The sequence below is a fragment of the Noviherbaspirillum pedocola genome, from assembly GCF_016632335.1.
Classification (GTDB): Bacteria; Pseudomonadota; Gammaproteobacteria; order Burkholderiales; family Burkholderiaceae_D; genus Noviherbaspirillum_A; species Noviherbaspirillum_A pedocola.
This window is the reverse complement of record NZ_JAEPBG010000010.1, coordinates 148,711-165,637: the sequence shown is the minus strand read 5'-3', so window position 1 is coordinate 165,637 and position 16,927 is coordinate 148,711. Positions and strand designations below refer to the sequence as shown.

At 62.9% G+C, this 16,927-nt stretch carries 13 protein-coding genes; 7 read left to right on the top strand and 6 right to left on the bottom strand.

The features are described 5' to 3' along the window. Window positions 1-23 precede the first annotated feature (23 nt). Complete coding sequence (locus JJB74_RS21375; protein ID WP_200595257.1) at window positions 24-1,520, top strand: DNA-3-methyladenine glycosylase 2; 1,497 nt, start codon at window positions 24-26, stop codon at window positions 1,518-1,520. Further along, complete coding sequence (locus JJB74_RS21370) at window positions 1,517-2,011, top strand: methylated-DNA--[protein]-cysteine S-methyltransferase (RefSeq protein WP_200595255.1); 495 nt, start codon at window positions 1,517-1,519, stop codon at window positions 2,009-2,011. The genes JJB74_RS21375 and JJB74_RS21370 overlap by 4 nt, the downstream gene beginning before the upstream one ends. A gap of 4 nt (window positions 2,012-2,015) precedes the next feature. Here JJB74_RS21370 and JJB74_RS21365 read toward each other — a convergent pair whose 3' ends face one another. The 5 genes from JJB74_RS21365 to JJB74_RS21345 form a co-directional block, all read right to left on the bottom strand. Further along, the gene (locus JJB74_RS21365; RefSeq protein WP_200595253.1) at window positions 2,016-2,315 is read right to left on the bottom strand and encodes a hypothetical protein; all 300 of its coding nucleotides are present in this window, start codon (window positions 2,313-2,315) and stop codon (window positions 2,016-2,018) included. Between the two features lie 250 nt (window positions 2,316-2,565). Next, entirely contained in the window at window positions 2,566-5,217 is a 2,652-nt protein-coding gene (locus tag JJB74_RS21360; protein WP_200595252.1) for a DNA topoisomerase III, read from the bottom strand. 347 nt (window positions 5,218-5,564) lie between these two features. Then, window positions 5,565-6,041 carry a DUF494 family protein gene (locus JJB74_RS21355; protein ID WP_200595250.1) on the bottom strand — a complete coding sequence of 159 codons (477 nt, stop codon included), beginning with the start codon at window positions 6,039-6,041 and terminating at the stop codon, window positions 5,565-5,567. 198 nt (window positions 6,042-6,239) lie between these two features. Next, the gene (dprA, locus tag JJB74_RS21350; RefSeq protein ID WP_200595248.1) at window positions 6,240-7,355 is read right to left on the bottom strand and encodes a DNA-processing protein DprA; all 1,116 of its coding nucleotides are present in this window, start codon (window positions 7,353-7,355) and stop codon (window positions 6,240-6,242) included. Between the two features lie 7 nt (window positions 7,356-7,362). Then, on the bottom strand, window positions 7,363-8,439 hold the full coding sequence (locus JJB74_RS21345; protein ID WP_200595246.1) for a LysM peptidoglycan-binding domain-containing protein: 1,077 nt from the start codon (window positions 8,437-8,439) through the stop codon (window positions 7,363-7,365). A 198-nt stretch (window positions 8,440-8,637) separates the two neighbouring features. Here JJB74_RS21345 and def point away from each other — a divergent pair, with 198 nt between their 5' ends. Both def and fmt read left to right on the top strand, forming a co-directional pair. Further along, window positions 8,638-9,171, top strand: coding sequence for a peptide deformylase (gene def / locus JJB74_RS21340; protein WP_200595245.1), 534 nt, complete (start codon window positions 8,638-8,640; stop codon window positions 9,169-9,171). Between the two features lie 57 nt (window positions 9,172-9,228). Continuing rightward, window positions 9,229-10,188, top strand: coding sequence for a methionyl-tRNA formyltransferase (gene fmt, locus JJB74_RS21335; protein WP_200595243.1), 960 nt, complete (start codon window positions 9,229-9,231; stop codon window positions 10,186-10,188). A 15-nt stretch (window positions 10,189-10,203) separates the two neighbouring features. Here fmt and JJB74_RS21330 read toward each other — a convergent pair whose 3' ends face one another. Then, on the bottom strand, window positions 10,204-10,680 hold the full coding sequence (locus JJB74_RS21330) for an Lrp/AsnC family transcriptional regulator (RefSeq protein WP_200595242.1): 477 nt from the start codon (window positions 10,678-10,680) through the stop codon (window positions 10,204-10,206). A gap of 136 nt (window positions 10,681-10,816) precedes the next feature. Between JJB74_RS21330 and rocD the strand changes: the two genes are divergently transcribed. The 3 genes from rocD to metH all read left to right on the top strand — a co-directional run bounded on the left by rocD (window position 10,817) and on the right by metH (window position 16,854). Continuing rightward, entirely contained in the window at window positions 10,817-12,025 is a 1,209-nt protein-coding gene (gene rocD / locus JJB74_RS21325) for an ornithine--oxo-acid transaminase (protein WP_200595240.1), read from the top strand. Window positions 12,026-12,072: 47 nt separating this feature from the next. Continuing rightward, entirely contained in the window at window positions 12,073-12,909 is an 837-nt protein-coding gene (locus JJB74_RS21320; protein ID WP_200595238.1) for a dimethylarginine dimethylaminohydrolase family protein, read from the top strand. Between the two features lie 201 nt (window positions 12,910-13,110). Then, window positions 13,111-16,854: a methionine synthase gene (gene metH, locus JJB74_RS21315; protein WP_200595237.1), complete on the top strand. Its 3,744-nt coding sequence runs from the start codon at window positions 13,111-13,113 to the stop codon at window positions 16,852-16,854. Window positions 16,855-16,927 lie beyond the last annotated feature (73 nt).

Sequence of the window (16,927 nt, the reverse complement as noted above, 5' to 3'; positions counted from 1 at the left end):
CACACGCGCGTATAACAGCCCGCATGGACACTCTCGCCACGCCATGGGCCGACCTGCCCGATCCCGACAGCTGCTACCGCGCGCTGGCTGCGCGCGACGCCCGCTTTGACGGCTTGTTCTTCACCGGCGTGAAGAGCACAGGCATCTATTGCCGGCCGGTGTGCGGCGTGAAGACGCCGCGCCGCGCTTCCTGCGTATTCTTTGCCAGCGCCGCGGCGGCCGAGGCGGCGGGATTTCGGCCCTGCCTGCGCTGCCGCCCCGAGCTGGCACCCTATGCGCTGCAGCAGAACCTCGCGCATGCGATCTGGCAGCGCATCGCCGCCGGTGCCCTGAACGAGGATGGCGATGGCGAAGGCGGCATGCTCGAGCGGCTTGCGACGGAAATCGGCCTGTCATCGCGCCAGGTGCGGCGCATCCTGCTGGCGCAGTTCGGCGTGACGCCGATCGAGCTGGCGCAGACGCAGCGGCTGCTGTTTGCCAAGAAGCTGCTGCAGGAAACCGATCTGGCGATGCCGGAAGTCGCGTTCTCGGCGGGATTTCGCAGCGTGCGCCGCTTCAATGCGCTCTTTGCCAGTCGCTATCGCATGGCGCCTGGCGAGCTGCGCCGCGCCGCCGGCGACTGCGTTGGAGCCGGCATGCTGACGATGCGCCTGGCCTATCGGCCGCCCTATGCATGGGATGCGATGCTTGTCTATTTCGCGCGACGCGGCATACCGGGCGTGGAAGCGGTGCTGGCCGATGGCAGCTACGCGCGCAGCGTGCGCTTGAACGAGACACAAGGCTGGCTGCGCATCCGTCATCTGCCACAGTCCTGCCAGCTGCAGCTCGATGTCGATCTGGCGCTGGCGCAGGCACTGATGCCGCTGATGGCGCGGGTGCGCGCGCAATTCGATCTCGATGCGAACCCGGCGCAGATCGCCGCGCATCTGGCGCAGGACGCGCTGCTCGTGCCACTCCTGCAGCAATGGCCCGGACTACGTCTGCCCGGCGCCTTCGATGCGTTCGAACTTGCCGTGCGCGCCGTGCTCGGACAGCAGATCAGCGTGGCCGGCGCGACCACGCTCGCGGGCCGGCTGGCGGCACGCTTTGGTCGAAGCGCCGTCACGCCGTTTGGCGAAGTCGGTCTGCATTTCCCGACGCCGGCAGAGTTGGCCGCAGCGCCGGCGGAAGTCATCGCTACGCTCGGCATGCCGGGCTCGCGTGCAAAAACCATATCCGCGCTGGCACGCTTCGCGGCCGAAGGCGGCTTGCGATTTGCGCCTGGCGCCACTCTGGCTCAAGCGGTCGAGCGATTAAAAGGCGTACCGGGCATCGGCGAATGGACGGCGCAATACATCGCGCTGCGCGCCCTGCGTCATCCGGATGCCTTCCCGGCAGGCGACCTGGGATTGCGTCGTGCGACGGGACTGGCTGACGAGCGCGCATTGCTTGCGCGCGCGGCGCTCTGGTCACCATGGCGCGGCTATGCGGCCATGCTGCTGTGGCATGGGCCGCATCCACTTCACGGAGACGCATCATGATCCACTACCGCTTTCATGCAAGTCCGCTGGGTGAACTGCTGCTGGCAGCGAGCGAGCAAGGCTTGTGCGGGCTGTACTTTCCGCAGCATCGGCATTTCGATGGCCCGGCGCTGTGGCAACGCGATGATGCGCATGCGCTGCTGCAGCAGACGGCGCTGCAGCTCGATGAATACTTCAAGGGAGAGAGGCGAGAATTCACGCTGCCGCTGGATCTGCGCGGCACCGCGTTTCAACAGCGGGTATGGCAGCGTCTGATGCAGCTGCCTTATGGCGCGACCTCGAGCTATGCGCTGCATGCGAGCGCGATCGGTTCAGCATCGGCAGCGCGCGCGGTCGGCGCAGCCATCGGGCGTAATCCGATCTGTATCGTCGTTCCCTGCCATCGCGTGCTGAGCAGCGATGGATCGCTGGCCGGATATGCAGGCGGCCTCGAACGCAAGCGTTATCTGCTTGCCTTCGAGGCCGCCAGGCAAATCAGGAAGGCTGCCTGAGAACTTAGCGTCCCATGCCGCCGCCCATGCCCGAGCCGCTGCCCATGCCGGAGCCACCATTCATGCTGCTACCCGGATTGTTCGGATCAACCGGCGCGCCAGCCGTGCCTTTCGAGCCGGGCACGTTGGCGGTGCCGGGCGAGGCGAAGGCGCCGGAAGTCGTCTCCTGCTTGTTGGCGCTCTGCATGCTGCCGGATGAGCTCATGCCCGAGCTCGAGCCCATGCTGCTCGAACGATCCATCGAGCTGCAGGCGCCCAGCGCGACTACGCAGGCAATGGGCAGAATCCATTTGGTCATTGTCATGTGAATCTCCTTGATTCAATTGTCGGGAACAGCCGCCCTGCATGATCGCGGGCATTCGTTTCGCTGCATTCGATAGACGGGTTCGACAAGATCGGAGTTCCGCCTCGGCGCGCAGTGGATGCGAGGCCGTTGAGCGTAGTCAATTGAACAATTGCTTATGCATGCGCATGCAGGATAAGCGCGACGCTCCAGGAAAAATGCCCGCAGACTGCGGGCATTGTGAAGAAGGGGAGCGACTCGGGTACGCCGGTCACGCGGCCTTTCTGACTGCGGCGCGCTTGGTTGCGACCTTCTTCGCCGCGACCTTCTTTGCTGCGACTTTCTTCGCCGGCGCCTTGGCTGCAGGCTTCAGCGTGGCTTCGCTGGCCTCGTTCGCGCCTTCGCCAGCACCGGCCTTCGCGCCAGGCTTGCCCTTGCGTTCCTCGAACTCGAAGCTGATCTTGCCATCCTTGCCGCGCACCAGGAATGCCTTGAACGGACGGCGCGTGCGCTGCGACACGAAGCCCGGCAGCAGATCGGTGCGGCCTTCGTTGAGCAGCTTGGTCATCTGCTGGGGCAGGATCTCCTGCTGCAGGATGATGCGGCCGCTGCGGAAGTCGCAGGTCTTGGGCTTGGCCACCGCATGTTCGCAGACATAGGCCAGGCCCATCTCATACACGCCTGAGCCGCATTTCGGGCATGGGCCAAGCGCAGTCTGGCCGCTGAAGTCCACGCCTTCGCCGTCTTCGGCTTCCTCTTCGTTCTGACCGAAGTCGAATTCGAGCTTGTAGTTGTTGTTGTCCTCGTCGCGCACGATGTTGAGGATGGCGGCGAAGGGCCGGCCCATCTTCGAGCGGAAGCCCTGCAGCGGACCGATGCTGCGCCGCGCGAGCAATTCCTCGACTTCCTCGATCTCGAACTGCCTTCCGCCCGGCGTCTTGCTGATCGAGAAATCACACTTCGTGCAGGCGAAGCGCCGATAGTTTTCCTTCACCACCGAGCCGCAGTTCGGGCATGGCGTCTTCAACGTCGCATAGTCGCCGGGGATGGTGGCGTTGTCGTATTCCTTGGCGCGCTTGACGATGACCTCGGTCATGTCGGCGATCTCGCGCATGAATTCTTCGCGGCTGATGCGACCGCGCTCCATCTGCGCGAGCTTGTATTCCCATTCGCCGGTCAACTCCGGCGCGGTAAGCTCGGACACGCCGAGGCCGCGCAGCAGCGTCATCAACTGGAAGGCCTTCGCGGTGGGCACGATCTCGCGACCTTCGCGCAGCAGGTACTTCTCGTTCAACAGGCCTTCGATGATGGCCGCGCGCGTGGCCGGCGTGCCCAGGCCCTTGCCGGCCATCGCTTCGCGCAGCTCTTCGGAGTCCACCAGCTTGCCCGCGCCTTCCATCGCCGACAGCAGCGTGGCTTCGGTGTAGCGCGCCGGCGGTTTGGTTACCAGCGCATGCGCGGCGATCTCTTCGGTTCGCACCTGTTCGTTCGGCTTGACCGCCACCAGGATGTTGCCGTCTTCCTTGTCCTTGTTGACTGGGTCTTTGTCGTTCGCCGCCTCACGACCATAGACCGCAAGCCAGCCGGCATTGACGAGCACCTTACCCTCGCTCTTGAACTGATGGCCTTCGACTTCGGTGAAGCGCGTCGTAACCAGGAACTCGGCCGCGGGGAAGAACACTGCCATGAAGCGACGCGTGACCAGGTCGTACAGCTTCTGCTCGGGCTCGGACAGGTTCTTCGGCGCCTGCGTCGTCGGGATGATCGCGAAGTGGTCGCTGATCTTGCTGTTGTCGAAGATGCGCTTGTTCGGCTTGACCCAATTGCTGCCGAGGATCTGCTTGGCAAAGCGATGGTAGTTGTTGTTCTCGGCGATGGTGTCCAGCGTCTGCCTGACGGTGTTCAGGTAGTCTTCGGGCAGATGGCGCGAGTCGGTACGTGGATAGGTCAGCACCTTGTGCTTTTCATACAGCGCCTGCGCCAGGCCGAGCGTGTTCTTCGCCGAGAAACCGAAGCGGGCGTTGGCTTCGCGCTGCAGGCTGGTCAGGTCGAACAATGCCGGCGCCATCGACGTGGTCGGCTTCGATTCCTCGGTGACCTTGCCCGGCTTGCCGCGGCAGGCGGCGACGATGGCGTCGGCATCATTGCGGTTCCAGAGGCGCTCGGCGCGTCGCTCGGGGTCGTTCTCATCGCGCTTGAATTTCGTGTCGAGCCAGCGGCCTTCATAAGTGCCGGCTTCGCAGCCGAACTCGGCGCGCACTTCCCAGTAGTCGCGCGGCACGAAGCGGCGGATCTTTTCTTCGCGTTCGACGACGATGGACAAGGTCGGCGTCTGCACCCGGCCGACGGTGGTTAGATAAAAGCCGCCTTCCTTCGAATTGAACGCGGTCATGGCGCGGGTGCCGTTGATGCCGATGAGCCAGTCGGCTTCGCTGCGGCAGCGCGCGGCATCGGCCAGCGGCATCATCTCGCGGTCTTCGCGCAGATGCGTGAAGGCGTCGCGGATCGCATTCGGCGTCATCGACTGCAACCACAGCCGCTTGATCGGCTGCTTCGCCTTCGCGTACTGCACGATGAGACGGAAGATCAGCTCGCCTTCGCGGCCCGCGTCACAGGCATTGATGAGCATGCCGACGTCCTTGCGGCGGATCAGCTTGGACAGCACCTTCAGGCGCGATTCGGTCTTGGCGATCGGATTGAGATCGAAATGCGGCGGAATCATCGGCAGATGGGTGAAAGACCATTTGCCGCGCTTGACGTCGTATTCTTCCGGCACGGTGATTTCCACCAGGTGGCCGATGGCGGACGAGAGCACGTACTCGTCGGATTCGAAATACTCATCGTGCCTGGTGAAGCCGCCGAGCGTCTTCGCGATGTCATTCGCGACAGAAGGCTTCTCGGCGATGATGAGGGTCTTGGTCATAACAATGAGTCTCGCTGTGGGCGCGTGGAGCGGCAGTGCCGGCATGAATTCGGGATTATCTGCCACGCCTTCGGATCGTTGCCGATCCTGCATTAGTGTGGGAGGAAATAACAGGGCGCTGAAAACATCGGCGCGGTCTCCATCTCGGCCCGCCTGCTGGTTTTTTCAACATCCTGATAAGGAGCAGGCCTGACGATAGTCGGAGCTGGCCGGCGCAATTGCGGCCAATGATAAGCGGGTTGCGTCGAAAATCGCAAGGAGACGCGCGGCGGCACCGCCATGGAGGAACAAATGAAAACGCCGACCAGATGGTGGCCGGCGTTTCGGTGAACCGGATGTTGCAGTGTTCAGTGCGGCTGTCGCGTTTGCTCTTCGTCGTCGTCAAGGAAGAGCTCGTCAAACATCAAACCGTCGGGTTCCTTGCCCTGGCTCCACAGCACCATCAGCACGATCACCTTCAGCTTGTCGAGCGAGAGCTGGATTTCGGCCGCCGCCATGGCGCGCTCGATCACGATCTCGCGCTGCAGCGCATTGATGACCTTGGCCGATTCGAGGAACTGGATGAAGCCGATCGCGGCGGTGCCGAGCAGATCGTATTCGCGATCAACATAGATACGAAAGCCGCTCGTGAAACTCGTCTGCTGCGGATGCAGCATCGAAAATTCGTTGGTGGTTTCCGCAAGATCAGTAAGCCAGCCGAGCGCTTTGGAGATTTCCTCTTCTTCGAAACCGACCGCTGACAACTTCTTCACCAGCGCTTCCGAGTCCGGGCAGGCATCCGGGCGGTAATAAGTTTCGTAGAGGTATACAAGGACGTCAAACATGGTTTCTACTGTAACGGTAAGGTGTTGGAAGACACAAGCGCCTGCGTGGATAACCGGAACACAGTTGCAGCTCGGTGGCATCTACAGGTATTGCGCGCAAATCTTGAAGCCAATGTAGATAAGACGGCACGCTGCAACCGGAAACCTTGAATTCATTATAAAGAGCGAGGCCGGGTTCGATGCGAGTACGCTCAAGCTTCAGCCCAGTCGCCTCACCATGCCGCCTGCCAGTCTTTCAATACAGCCATCAAGTTCAAGCATCAACAGTTGCGCATTGATCGTTGATGCATCGAGACCTGCGCGGGCAGCCAGCACGTTCAAGCTCACGGGATCATAGCCGATAATCCGCAAAAGGTCGTTGTCGGGATGGTCAGATGAAGTCGGCTGCGCCGGTTTTTCTTCCAAAACGCACGGAAAATGCATGTTTTTCCAGTCTTCCAGGATGTCTTGCGCGGATTCCACCAACTTTGCTCCCTGCCGTATCAGTTCGTGACAACCCTTGGCCAGCGGTGAGTGTATCGAACCCGGGATCGCATACACATCGCGTCCCTGGTCAGCGGCTTGCCGCGCCGTGATCAATGATCCGGATTGCGCCGCTGCTTCCACCACAAGCGTGCCGCGCGCCAGGCCGCTGATGATGCGATTGCGTCGCGGGAAGTTTGCCGGCAGCGCCGGCATGCCCAGAGGATATTCGGAAACGATGCAGCCATGTTCGGCGATGCGATGCGCAAGCGCGCGATTGCGCGCCGGGTAGACGATATCGATGCCGGTGCCGATCACGGCAATGGTGGAAGCGGCAAGCAGGCCTTGCGCGAGCAGGGCGCCTTCATGCGCGGCAGTGTCTATGCCGAGCGCCATGCCGGACACGACAACCAGCCCGGCTTCGGCCAGCGCCTGCGCGAACTGCCGCGCATTGGCCATGCCTTGCGCGCTGGCGTTGCGGCTGCCGACGATGGCAATCGATGGCGCCGTCAAGGCTGGCAGGCTGCCCTTTGCATACAACAGCAGAGGCGGGTCGGGAATTTCGAGTAGCTGCTTCGGATAAGCTTCATCGGCAAGCGTCAGCAGATGATTTTCCGGCTGCGCGAGCCAGGCCCGCGTTCGGTCGATGAGTTCCAGGAGTTCCTTGCCGGGCGGCGCCAGCAAGGCTTGCGCAATCTGCGGGCCGCCAAGCTCGGTCAGTGTCGCCGGCGCTGCGGAAAAGATGGCTTCCGCGGAGCCGAAGGTCTGCAGCAGCCGCAGCGCCGTGATGGTGCCCACGTCTGGGCAACGCGCCAGACGCAGCCATGTTGCCAGCGTATCCGCGCCGGACATGGCGGGCTCAGTCGGGGGATCTGGCTGCGTCGCCGACGCGAATCCTGTTGGCGACCTGCATCACCAGTCCATAAGACACCCGATCGAAGGTACGGAAGATGAAAAGCGTTCCCGTCCTTTCATCCGGCAGGCGCACCGCTTCATTGCCGGCGCTGCGGTCCTTCACCGTCTTGCCATGCTGATACAGCTCCAGCACGCTGCCCACGTCCAGGCCATCGCTCTTGCCGCGATTGATGGTCACGACCGCGTTCTGGCCGGCATTCTCCACGCCGCCGTAGATGGAAACGACGCGCGCCTCTACCTGCGACTGCGGCGGATGCGGCACATAGTTCACCAGCGGCATCGGCGGCAGCGGCGCCAGCAACGCGCCCGGACCGATTTCCCGCTCGGAGGCGGTGATGAGGAAACGATGCGCTTCATTCGGCGCGCCGGCGGCGCGATCGAGCTTGGCGAGGCCGAGATAGGCGGCTTCATGGCCGAGCACCTCGCCGGTTTCCGGATCGCGCAGCGCGGTGGAAGGTTGATAGATCTGGAACGTCGTAGCATCGCCAAGATCGCCGCGCACATACATGCGGTCGCCCTTGCCGAGAACAACGCGTCCTTCATCGCCCTGTACCACATGCGGCGCGCCCGCAAGCTTGCTTTCCTCCAGCAGCAGCGGCTGGGTCAGGAAGGGTTCGATTACATTCGCGGGAATCGTGGAGATGGCCTGCGCAGCAATGCCTTCGGTGCGGATGCGCGGCGACAGCTTCACCGTGGGCACGCCGTCCGGGCCATCGCCTCCGGCCAGGCGCAGGCGGCCGTTGACGCGGTCGAAGATGACGATCTGGCCCGGATAAATCCAGTGTGGATTGCGGATCTGGTCGCGGTTCAGCCCCCAGACTTGCGGCCAGCACCAGGGATGTTCGAGAAAGCGCTCGGAAATGCCCCACAGCGTATCGCCGCGGACCACCTTGTGCTGGTCTGGCGCATTGGCAAGGAATTGACAGGACGCGGGTTTTGCGGCATCGGCGGCCGGGGCGACTGCCGGAGCCATCGCGCAGGCAAGGGCGAGTAACAGGCTGGCTGTGCTACACTTTTTCATGGTTTGTCCGGTAGATGCGGCAGGGTGGTCCCGACTTTGATGCTGGCCCGGAATCGCTTGCGACCCAGCGTGTGACAGTGATGGCATCCGGCAAATGTTGCCGTAGTGAATTAAATTCTGCCTTCATTCGCTTGAACTGGCAAGAAAAACCACCACTTACTTTTACAGTTTCCTCCCGCATTGTTGTGCAAACCGCGTATGGCTCTCCTCAATATCCTTCGTTATCCCGATCCACGTCTGCATAAGGTCGCAAAACCGGTCATGGTATTCGATGACCGGCTCAAGAAGCTGGCTGCCGACATGGCCGAAACCATGTACGACGCTCCCGGCGTCGGCCTGGCCGCCACGCAGATTGACGTGCATCAGCAACTGATCGTCATCGACACTTCCGAAACCCGCGACGATCTGCGGGTATTCATCAATCCGGAAATCACCTGGGCCAGCCCGGAAAAGCAGCTGTATGAAGAAGGCTGCCTTTCCGTGCCCGGCATTTACGACGGGGTCGAACGCCCGGCGCGCGTGAAGGTGCGCGCGCTGGACCTGGACGGCAAGCCCTTCGAACTCGAGGCCGACGGCCTGCTCGCCGTGTGCATCCAGCATGAAATGGATCACTTGAAGGGCAAGGTGTTTGTCGAATACCTGTCGCCGCTCAAGCGCAACCGCATCAAGACCAGGCTGATCAAGGAAGAGCGCGAGCAGAAGCGCGACGCGCCGCGCGCGGCCGTAAGGTAAGACTGGAAGTCTGCCCTCTTCAGGCGGGCTGCCGGAGCGGCACGTTACAATCGCGCCATGAAAATCGTCTTCGCCGGAACTCCCGAATTCGCAGCGGTAGCGCTGCGCGACCTGCATGCGGCAGGCTTTTCCATTCCCCTGGTCCTGACGCAGCCCGACCGTCCCGCCGGACGCGGCATGCAGCTGCAGGCTTCCCCCGTGAAGCAATTCGCGCAACAGCACGGTATTCCCGTAGCGCAACCGGTGTCGTTGCGCCTTGACGGCAAGCATCCGGATGTTGCCGCCGAAGCGCACCGCCAGCTGCGCGAGCTGCAAGCCGATGCGATGGTCGTGGCTGCCTACGGATTGATCCTGCCGCAATCCGTGCTCGACATCCCGCGCCTCGGTTGCCTGAACATCCATGCATCCCTGTTGCCACGCTGGCGCGGCGCCGCGCCGATACATCGCGCGATCGAGTCTGGCGATGCCGAGACCGGCATCACCATCATGCAAATGGACGCCGGCCTCGACACCGGTCCCATGCTGATGAAAGAGGCGATGCCGATTGTCGGCGACGACACCACCGGCAGCCTGCATGACCGCCTTGCGACCCTGGGCGGCAGGATGATCGTGGAAGCGCTGCAGCGCCTGGAGTCGGGCGGCTTGCGAGCCGAGCCGCAGCTTGATGCGGGCGTGACCTATGCCGCGAAGATTTCCAAGGAAGAAGCCGCGCTCGATTTTTCGCTGCCGGCACAGCTGCTGGCACGACGCATTCGCGCTTTCCATCCCTTTCCCGGCGCGTTTGCCAACTATGCGGGCACGACGCTGAAGATATGGCAGGCCCGGGCCATCGAAGCTTCTGGCAATGCCCTTCCCGGAACCGTGCTGAGCGTGGATGCGCAGCGCGGCGTCATCGTCGCCTGCGGGCAGGGCGCGCTGCAATTGACGCAACTGCAAAAGCCGGGCGGCAAGCGGCTCGCCGTGGCCGAGTTCCTGAAAGGTTTCACCTTCGACGACGCACGCTTCGGCGTCGGTTGAGGGTTACTAAGGCCATCACGGCAAAACCGGCGGCAAGGGCAGCGGGCTGGACGGCTTGATTTCCTCGAGGCAGATCATCGAACGCACCGTGGACACTCCCGGCACCTGCATCAGCCGGTCGGTGAGAAACGCGGAAAATGCCCGCAAATCGGTCGCCACTACCTTCAGCAGATAGTCGAAGTCGCCGGATATCGTGTAGCACTCGAGGATCTCGGGAAAATCGCGGATCACGGTTTCCAGATCGCGCACATTCTTGAATTGCTCCCGGTCCAGCGTAAGGCTGACGAAGGCCACCACTTCCAGTCCCAGCGTGCCCGGCACCAGCTGCGCGGTATAGCCGCGGATGATGCCATCCATCTCCAGCCGTCTCACGCGGCGATAGCACTGCGGCGCCGACAGGCTCGCCTGCTCGGACAATTCCACGTTGGATGCTCGACCGTTTTTTTGCAATGTGGTCAATAGAATCCGGTCGTATCGGTCGAGTTTCTCCATTGCATGCCTCCGTGCGCAGTGTCGTAAAAGATCCTTTCATAAGCAGGGGAGTGCGCGCCTGATAAAGCACAAATCTTGCGAGGCTTCAGGTCTACCATGACAGAACAAATCGCCGTGATTCCAACAGGGGAGCCACATGGAAAGCCTGATCGAACTCGAGTCGCGTTATTGCGCCGCCAACTACCATCCGCTTCCCGTCGTGTTGCACAGCGGCGCCGGCGCATGGCTGCGTGACATCCACGGCAACGCTTATCTCGACATGATGTCCGCCTATTCCGCAGTCAGCTTCGGTCATGCGCACCCGGAACTGGTGGCGACGCTGACGCAGCAGGCATCGACGCTGGCCGTCACCTCGCGCGCCTTCCATACCGACCGGCTTGGTCCCTTCCTCGAGCGACTATGTGCGATGACCGGAATGCCGCGCGCGCTGCCGATGAATACCGGCGCGGAGGCGGTCGAAACCGCGATCAAGGCCGCGCGCAAATGGGCCTATGAAGTCAAGGGCGTCGCCGAAGGCCGTGCGCAGATCATCGTCTGCGCCGGCAACTTTGCCGGACGCACCACCACGATCATCGGCTTTTCCTCGGAGGCGCAGTATCGCCAGGGCTTCGGGCCTTTCGCTCCGGGCTTCATCAGCATTCCGTTCGGCGACGCCGATGCGCTGGAAGCGGCGATCACACCGGACACCGCGGCTTTTCTGGTCGAACCGGTGCAGGGCGAAGCCGGCATCATCGTGCCGCCCGACGGCTATCTCGCCCGCTGCCGCGACATCTGCAGCCGCCACGATGTGCTGCTGATCTGCGATGAAGTGCAAACCGGCCTGGGCCGCACCGGCCGCCTGCTCGCCTGCGACCATGAGAACGTGAAGCCGGACGGCCTGGTGCTGGGTAAGGCGCTGGGCGGCGGCCTGTTGCCGGTATCGGCCTTTCTCGCGCGCGAGGACGTGATGGCGGTTTTCCGGCCAGGCGACCATGGCAGCACCTTCGGCGGCAATCCGCTTGCGTGTGCAGTCGGCGAAGCGGCGCTGCGCCTGCTCGAGCGCGATGCGCTGGCGCAGCGCGCTTGGGAACGGGGCGAGCGGCTGATGAGCAGCCTGAGGCGCATCAGCCATCCGGCGATCCGGCAATTGCGCGGCAAGGGCCTGCTGATCGGCATGGAATTGCATCCGGCAACGATCTCCGCAAGGCTTTTCTGCGAACGGCTGATGCTGCGCGGCGTTCTAACGAAAGACACGCATGAAACGGTGGTGCGACTCGCGCCACCCCTGATCGTCACCGAGGAGGAAATCGATTTCGCGGTCGCTGCCATCGCCGCAGTGCTGCATGACATCCGGATTGCCGCATGAGTTGCTGAATCAGGCCGGCCGCCCGGGCCGGAAAAGGGAGCCGAAAAATGAAACCACGCATTCTGATGTGCGCGCCGCGCCATTTCGAAGTGGCCTATGTGATCAACCCCTGGATGGAAGGCAATGTGGCGCATGGCAGCAATGCCGCCGCAAGCCGGCAGTGGAATGCGCTCGTCGCGCTGCTGCGGCGCTTCGCCACCGTCGAAACCATCGCCGCCGCGCCGGGTGTGCCGGACATGGTGTTCACCGCGAATGCCGGCCTGGTGTTTGGACGCACCTGCGTGCTGTCGCGCTTTCTTCATCCCGAGCGCCGGCTGGAAGAGCCGCATTTCGAGAGATGGTTTGCCGAACACGGCTTTGACGTGCGGCTGCTGCCGCAGGACCTGCGCTTCGAAGGTGCTGGCGACGCGCTGTTCGACCGGCGCCTGCCGTTGTTGTGGATGGGCCATGGACATCGCACCGATGCCGCCGCGGCGGCGGCGATTGCCAGGCTGCTCGATGTCGAAGTCGAGCCGCTGGGATTGGTCAATCCGCGCTTCTACCATCTCGATACCTGCTTCTGCCCGCTGGACGGCGGTGCGCTGCTCTACCATCCGTCTGCCTTCGATGCGATATCGCGCGCACGCATCGACGCGCTGGTGCCGCCCGCGCTGCGCATCGCCGTCGATCATGAAGATGCGCAGGATTTCGCCTGCAACGCGATCAACATCGGCCGCGACATCATCCTCAACCGCGCCTCGGATACGCTGATCGCCGCCTTGGCGGCGCACGGTTTCCGGGTGCATCAGACGCCACTGGGCGAATTCATGAAGGCCGGCGGCTCGGCCAAATGCCTGAGCCTGAAACTCGATGAAGCGCGCGTGTCCGCCTGCGCCGCGGCATGACGCATGGCCGGCGCGGCGGGCAATGTGCTGAATTCACGTATAATTTTTGCCGCGCCGATTTGATTGCAAAGTCAAACCCAGCTTGCGGGCGCGGGACATCTTCCAGCACCTATCCCAATAAATGCAGCTAAAGCGGACCGAAAAACCCGGCCCCGCTTTGCAGCCGGGTTTTTTCATTTCCGAATTCTTGCGAGTAGCCACATGAAACGCGATCCCATCTCCCAAACCGAAGCGCTGCTGCGCGACCTGCTGTCCCAACGCATCCTGGTCCTGGACGGCGCCATGGGCACCATGATTCAGCAGTACCGCCTGACGGAAGAGGATTACCGAGGCGCGCGCTTCGCGGATTTCTCGGTGCCCGGCAAGGAGATGTTCCTGAAGGGGAACAACGAGCTGTTGACGCTGACGCGGCCCGACATCATCCGCGAAATCCATGAGCAATACCTGGCCGCCGGTGCCGACCTGATCGAAACCAATACCTTCGGCGCGACCACGGTGGCGCAGGACGATTACCACATGGGCCACCTGGCCTATGAAATGAACGTGGCCGCGGCGCGCCTGGCGCGCGAAGCCTGCGACAAGTATTCGACGCCGGACAAGCCGCGCTTCGTCGCCGGCGCGCTTGGCCCCACGCCGCGCACCGCGTCGATCTCGCCGGATGTGAACGACCCCGCCGCGCGCAACATCACTTTCGATGCGTTGGTCGCGGCTTATCTCGAGCAAACCCGCGGCCTGGTCGAAGGCGGCGCCGATGTGCTGCTGGTCGAAACCATTTTCGATACGCTCAACTGCAAGGCCGCGCTGTTCGCGATCGACCAGTTCTTCGAAGAGAGCGGCAAGCGCCTGCCGATCATGATCTCCGGCACCGTGACCGATGCTTCGGGCCGTATCCTGTCGGGCCAGACCGTGCCGGCCTTCTGGAACTCGGTGCGCCATGCGAAGCCGTTGACCGTCGGCCTGAACTGCGCACTCGGCGCGGCGCTGATGCGCCCGTATGCGGAAGAGCTGTCGAAGATCGCCGACACCTTCGTCTGCATTTACCCGAACGCCGGCCTGCCCAATCCGATGTCGGACACCGGCTTCGATGAAACCCCGGACGTTACGTCTTCGCTCCTGAAGGACTTCGCCGAAAGCGGCTTCGTCAATATCGCCGGCGGCTGCTGCGGCACCACGCCGGCGCATATCCGCGCCATTGCCGAGACGGTGAAAACCATCGCGCCGCGCCGGCTGCCCGAGGTACCAGCAGCGATGCGCCTGTCCGGCCTGGAGCCGTTCACCATTGACGAGAACTCGCTGTTCGTGAATGTGGGCGAACGCACCAACGTCACCGGCTCGAAAGCCTTCGCGCGACTGATCCTCAACGAGCAATACGACGAAGCGCTCGCGGTCGCGCGCCAGCAGGTGGAAAACGGCGCGCAGATCATCGACATCAACATGGATGAAGCGATGCTGGACTCGGTCGCGGCGATGACGCGCTTTCTGAACCTGATCGCGTCCGAGCCCGACATCGCGCGCGTGCCGATCATGATCGACTCGTCGAAATGGTCCGTGATCGAAGCCGGCCTGAAATGCGTGCAGGGCAAGGCGGTCGTGAACTCGATCTCGCTGAAGGAAGGCGAAGAGGAATTCCTGCGCCAGGCGAAACTCTGCCGCCGCTACGGCGCCGCGGTCATCGTGATGGCCTTCGATGAGACCGGCCAGGCCGACACCTTCGAGCGCAAGATCCAGATCTGCAAGCGCGCCTACGACACGCTCACCCAACAAGTCGGCTTTCCGCCGGAAGACATCATCTTCGACCCGAACATCTTCGCGATTGCCACCGGCATCGAGGAGCACAACAACTACGCGGTCGACTTCATCAATGCCACGCGCTGGATCCGCGAGAACCTGCCGCATGCCAAGATCAGCGGCGGCGTATCGAACGTGAGCTTTTCCTTCCGCGGCAATGACCCGGCGCGCGAAGCGATCCATACCGTGTTCCTGTATCACGCGATCCAGGCCGGCATGACCATGGGCATCGTCAACGCCGGCATGGTCGGCGTCTACAGTGAACTTGCTCCCGAATTGCGCGAGCGCGTGGAAGACGTGGTGCTGAACCGCCGCGACGATGCCACCGAGCGCATGATCGAATTCGCGGCCACGCTGAAGGCCGGCGGGAAAAAGGAAGAACAGAACCTGGAGTGGCGCAACGGCGGCGTGGAAGAGCGGCTCGCGCATGCGCTGGTGCATGGCATCACGCAATGGATCGTCGAGGATACTGAGGAAGCGCGGCAGAAGGTCATGGGCGCGGGCGGACGTCCGATCGCGGTCATCGAAGGTCCGCTGATGGATGGCATGAACATCGTCGGCGACCTGTTCGGCCAGGGCAAGATGTTCCTGCCGCAGGTGGTGAAGTCGGCGCGGGTGATGAAGGCGGCCGTGGCGCACCTGATTCCGTTCATCGAGGAAGAGAAGGCCGAAGAAGAACGCCGCACCGGCATCGCGGCCAAGGCCAAGGGCAAGATCGTGATCGCCACCGTGAAAGGCGACGTGCATGACATCGGCAAGAACATCGTCTCGGTGGTCCTGCAATGCAATAACTTCGAAGTCGTGAACATGGGCGTGATGGTGCCTTGCTCGGAAATCCTTGCGAAAGCCAAGGCCGAGAATGCCGACATCATCGGCCTGTCCGGCCTGATCACGCCGTCGCTCGAAGAGATGGCCTACGTCGCCAAGGAGATGCAGCGCGATCCGCATTTCCGCATGATGAAGATTCCGCTGCTGATCGGCGGCGCCACTACCAGCCGCGCGCATACCGCGGTGAAGATTGCGCCGAATTACGAAGGCCCGGTGGTGTATGTGCCGGATGCGTCGCGCTCGGTGTCGGTGGCGCAGTCGCTGTTGACGCCCGAGCAGCGCGACACTTATGTGCAGGACATCGCCAAGGATTACGAGCGCATCCGCGACCAGCATGCGAACCGCAAGGCGCAGCCGATGCTGTCGCTCGCTGATGCGCGCGCGAACCGGACGAAGCTGGAGTTCGCGCCGGTGAAGCCGAAGTTCATCGGCCGGCGCGTATTCAAGAACGTCGATCTCGGCGCGCTTGCGCAGTACATCGACTGGGGTCCGTTCTTCCAGACCTGGGACCTGGCCGGGCCGTTCCCGGCAATCCTGAAGGACGAGGTCGTCGGCGAAGCCGCGAGCAAGGTGTTCGAGGAAGGGCAGGCGCTCTTGAAGCGCGTCATCGAAGGCCGCTGGCTCACTGCCAACGGCGTGATCGCGCTGCTGCCGGCCAACAGCATCAACGATGACGATATCGAGATCTATACCGACGACTCGCGCCGCGAAGTCGCGCTCACCTGGTACGGCGCGCGCCAGCAGCTGGTCAAGCCCGTCATCGATGGCGTGGCGCGGCCGAACCAGTGCCTGTCGGATTTCATTGCGCCGAAGTCCTCAGGCATCGCCGATTACATCGGCATGTTCGCGGTGACCGCCGGCATCGGCATCGAAAAGCACGAGAAGCGCTTCGAGGATGCGCACGACGATTACTCGTCGATCATGCTCAAGTCGCTGGCCGACCGCCTGGCCGAAGCCTTCGCCGAGCAATTGCACGAGCGCGTGCGCACGGACCTCTGGGGCTATGCGGCCGACGAGCAGCTCGACAATGCGGCGCTGATCCGCGAAGAGTACAAGGGCATCCGCCCGGCGCCCGGTTATCCGGCCTGCCCGGAACACACGGTGAAGGCCGACATGTTCCGAGTGCTGCAGGCCGAGGAAATCGGCATGCAGCTCACCGATGCGTTTGCGATGTATCCGGGCGCGTCGGTGTCCGGCTTCTATCTTGCGCATCCGGACGCGAAGTACTTCAGCGTCGGCAAGATCGGCGAAGACCAGGTGCTGGACATGGCCAGGCGCCGCGGCGTATCGAAAGAAGACATCGAGCGCTGGCTTGCGCCGAATCTATAAGCGTTCGCCGCCGGCGTGCACGCCGGAGCGAAGCTGGATTGCACGCAATTCCCGGCTGCCCATGCGCTGCTAA

Excerpts from the sequence above, each read along its gene's own strand:
- JJB74_RS21375 (WP_200595257.1), top strand. The coding sequence starts at position 24 with ATGGACACTCTCGCCACGCCATGGGCCGACCTGCCCGATCCCGACAGC.
- JJB74_RS21370 (WP_200595255.1), top strand. The coding sequence starts at position 1,517 with ATGATCCACTACCGCTTTCATGCAAGTCCGCTGGGTGAACTGCTGCTG.
- JJB74_RS21365 (WP_200595253.1), bottom strand. The coding sequence starts at position 2,315 with ATGACAATGACCAAATGGATTCTGCCCATTGCCTGCGTAGTCGCGCTG.
- JJB74_RS21360 (WP_200595252.1), bottom strand. The coding sequence starts at position 5,217 with ATGACCAAGACCCTCATCATCGCCGAGAAGCCTTCTGTCGCGAATGAC.
- JJB74_RS21355 (WP_200595250.1), bottom strand. The coding sequence starts at position 6,041 with ATGTTTGACGTCCTTGTATACCTCTACGAAACTTATTACCGCCCGGAT.
- dprA (WP_200595248.1), bottom strand. The coding sequence starts at position 7,355 with ATGTCCGGCGCGGATACGCTGGCAACATGGCTGCGTCTGGCGCGTTGC.
- JJB74_RS21345 (WP_200595246.1), bottom strand. The coding sequence starts at position 8,439 with ATGAAAAAGTGTAGCACAGCCAGCCTGTTACTCGCCCTTGCCTGCGCG.
- def (WP_200595245.1), top strand. The coding sequence starts at position 8,638 with ATGGCTCTCCTCAATATCCTTCGTTATCCCGATCCACGTCTGCATAAG.
- fmt (WP_200595243.1), top strand. The coding sequence starts at position 9,229 with ATGAAAATCGTCTTCGCCGGAACTCCCGAATTCGCAGCGGTAGCGCTG.
- JJB74_RS21330 (WP_200595242.1), bottom strand. The coding sequence starts at position 10,680 with ATGGAGAAACTCGACCGATACGACCGGATTCTATTGACCACATTGCAA.
- rocD (WP_200595240.1), top strand. The coding sequence starts at position 10,817 with ATGGAAAGCCTGATCGAACTCGAGTCGCGTTATTGCGCCGCCAACTAC.
- JJB74_RS21320 (WP_200595238.1), top strand. The coding sequence starts at position 12,073 with ATGAAACCACGCATTCTGATGTGCGCGCCGCGCCATTTCGAAGTGGCC.
- metH (WP_200595237.1), top strand. The coding sequence starts at position 13,111 with ATGAAACGCGATCCCATCTCCCAAACCGAAGCGCTGCTGCGCGACCTG.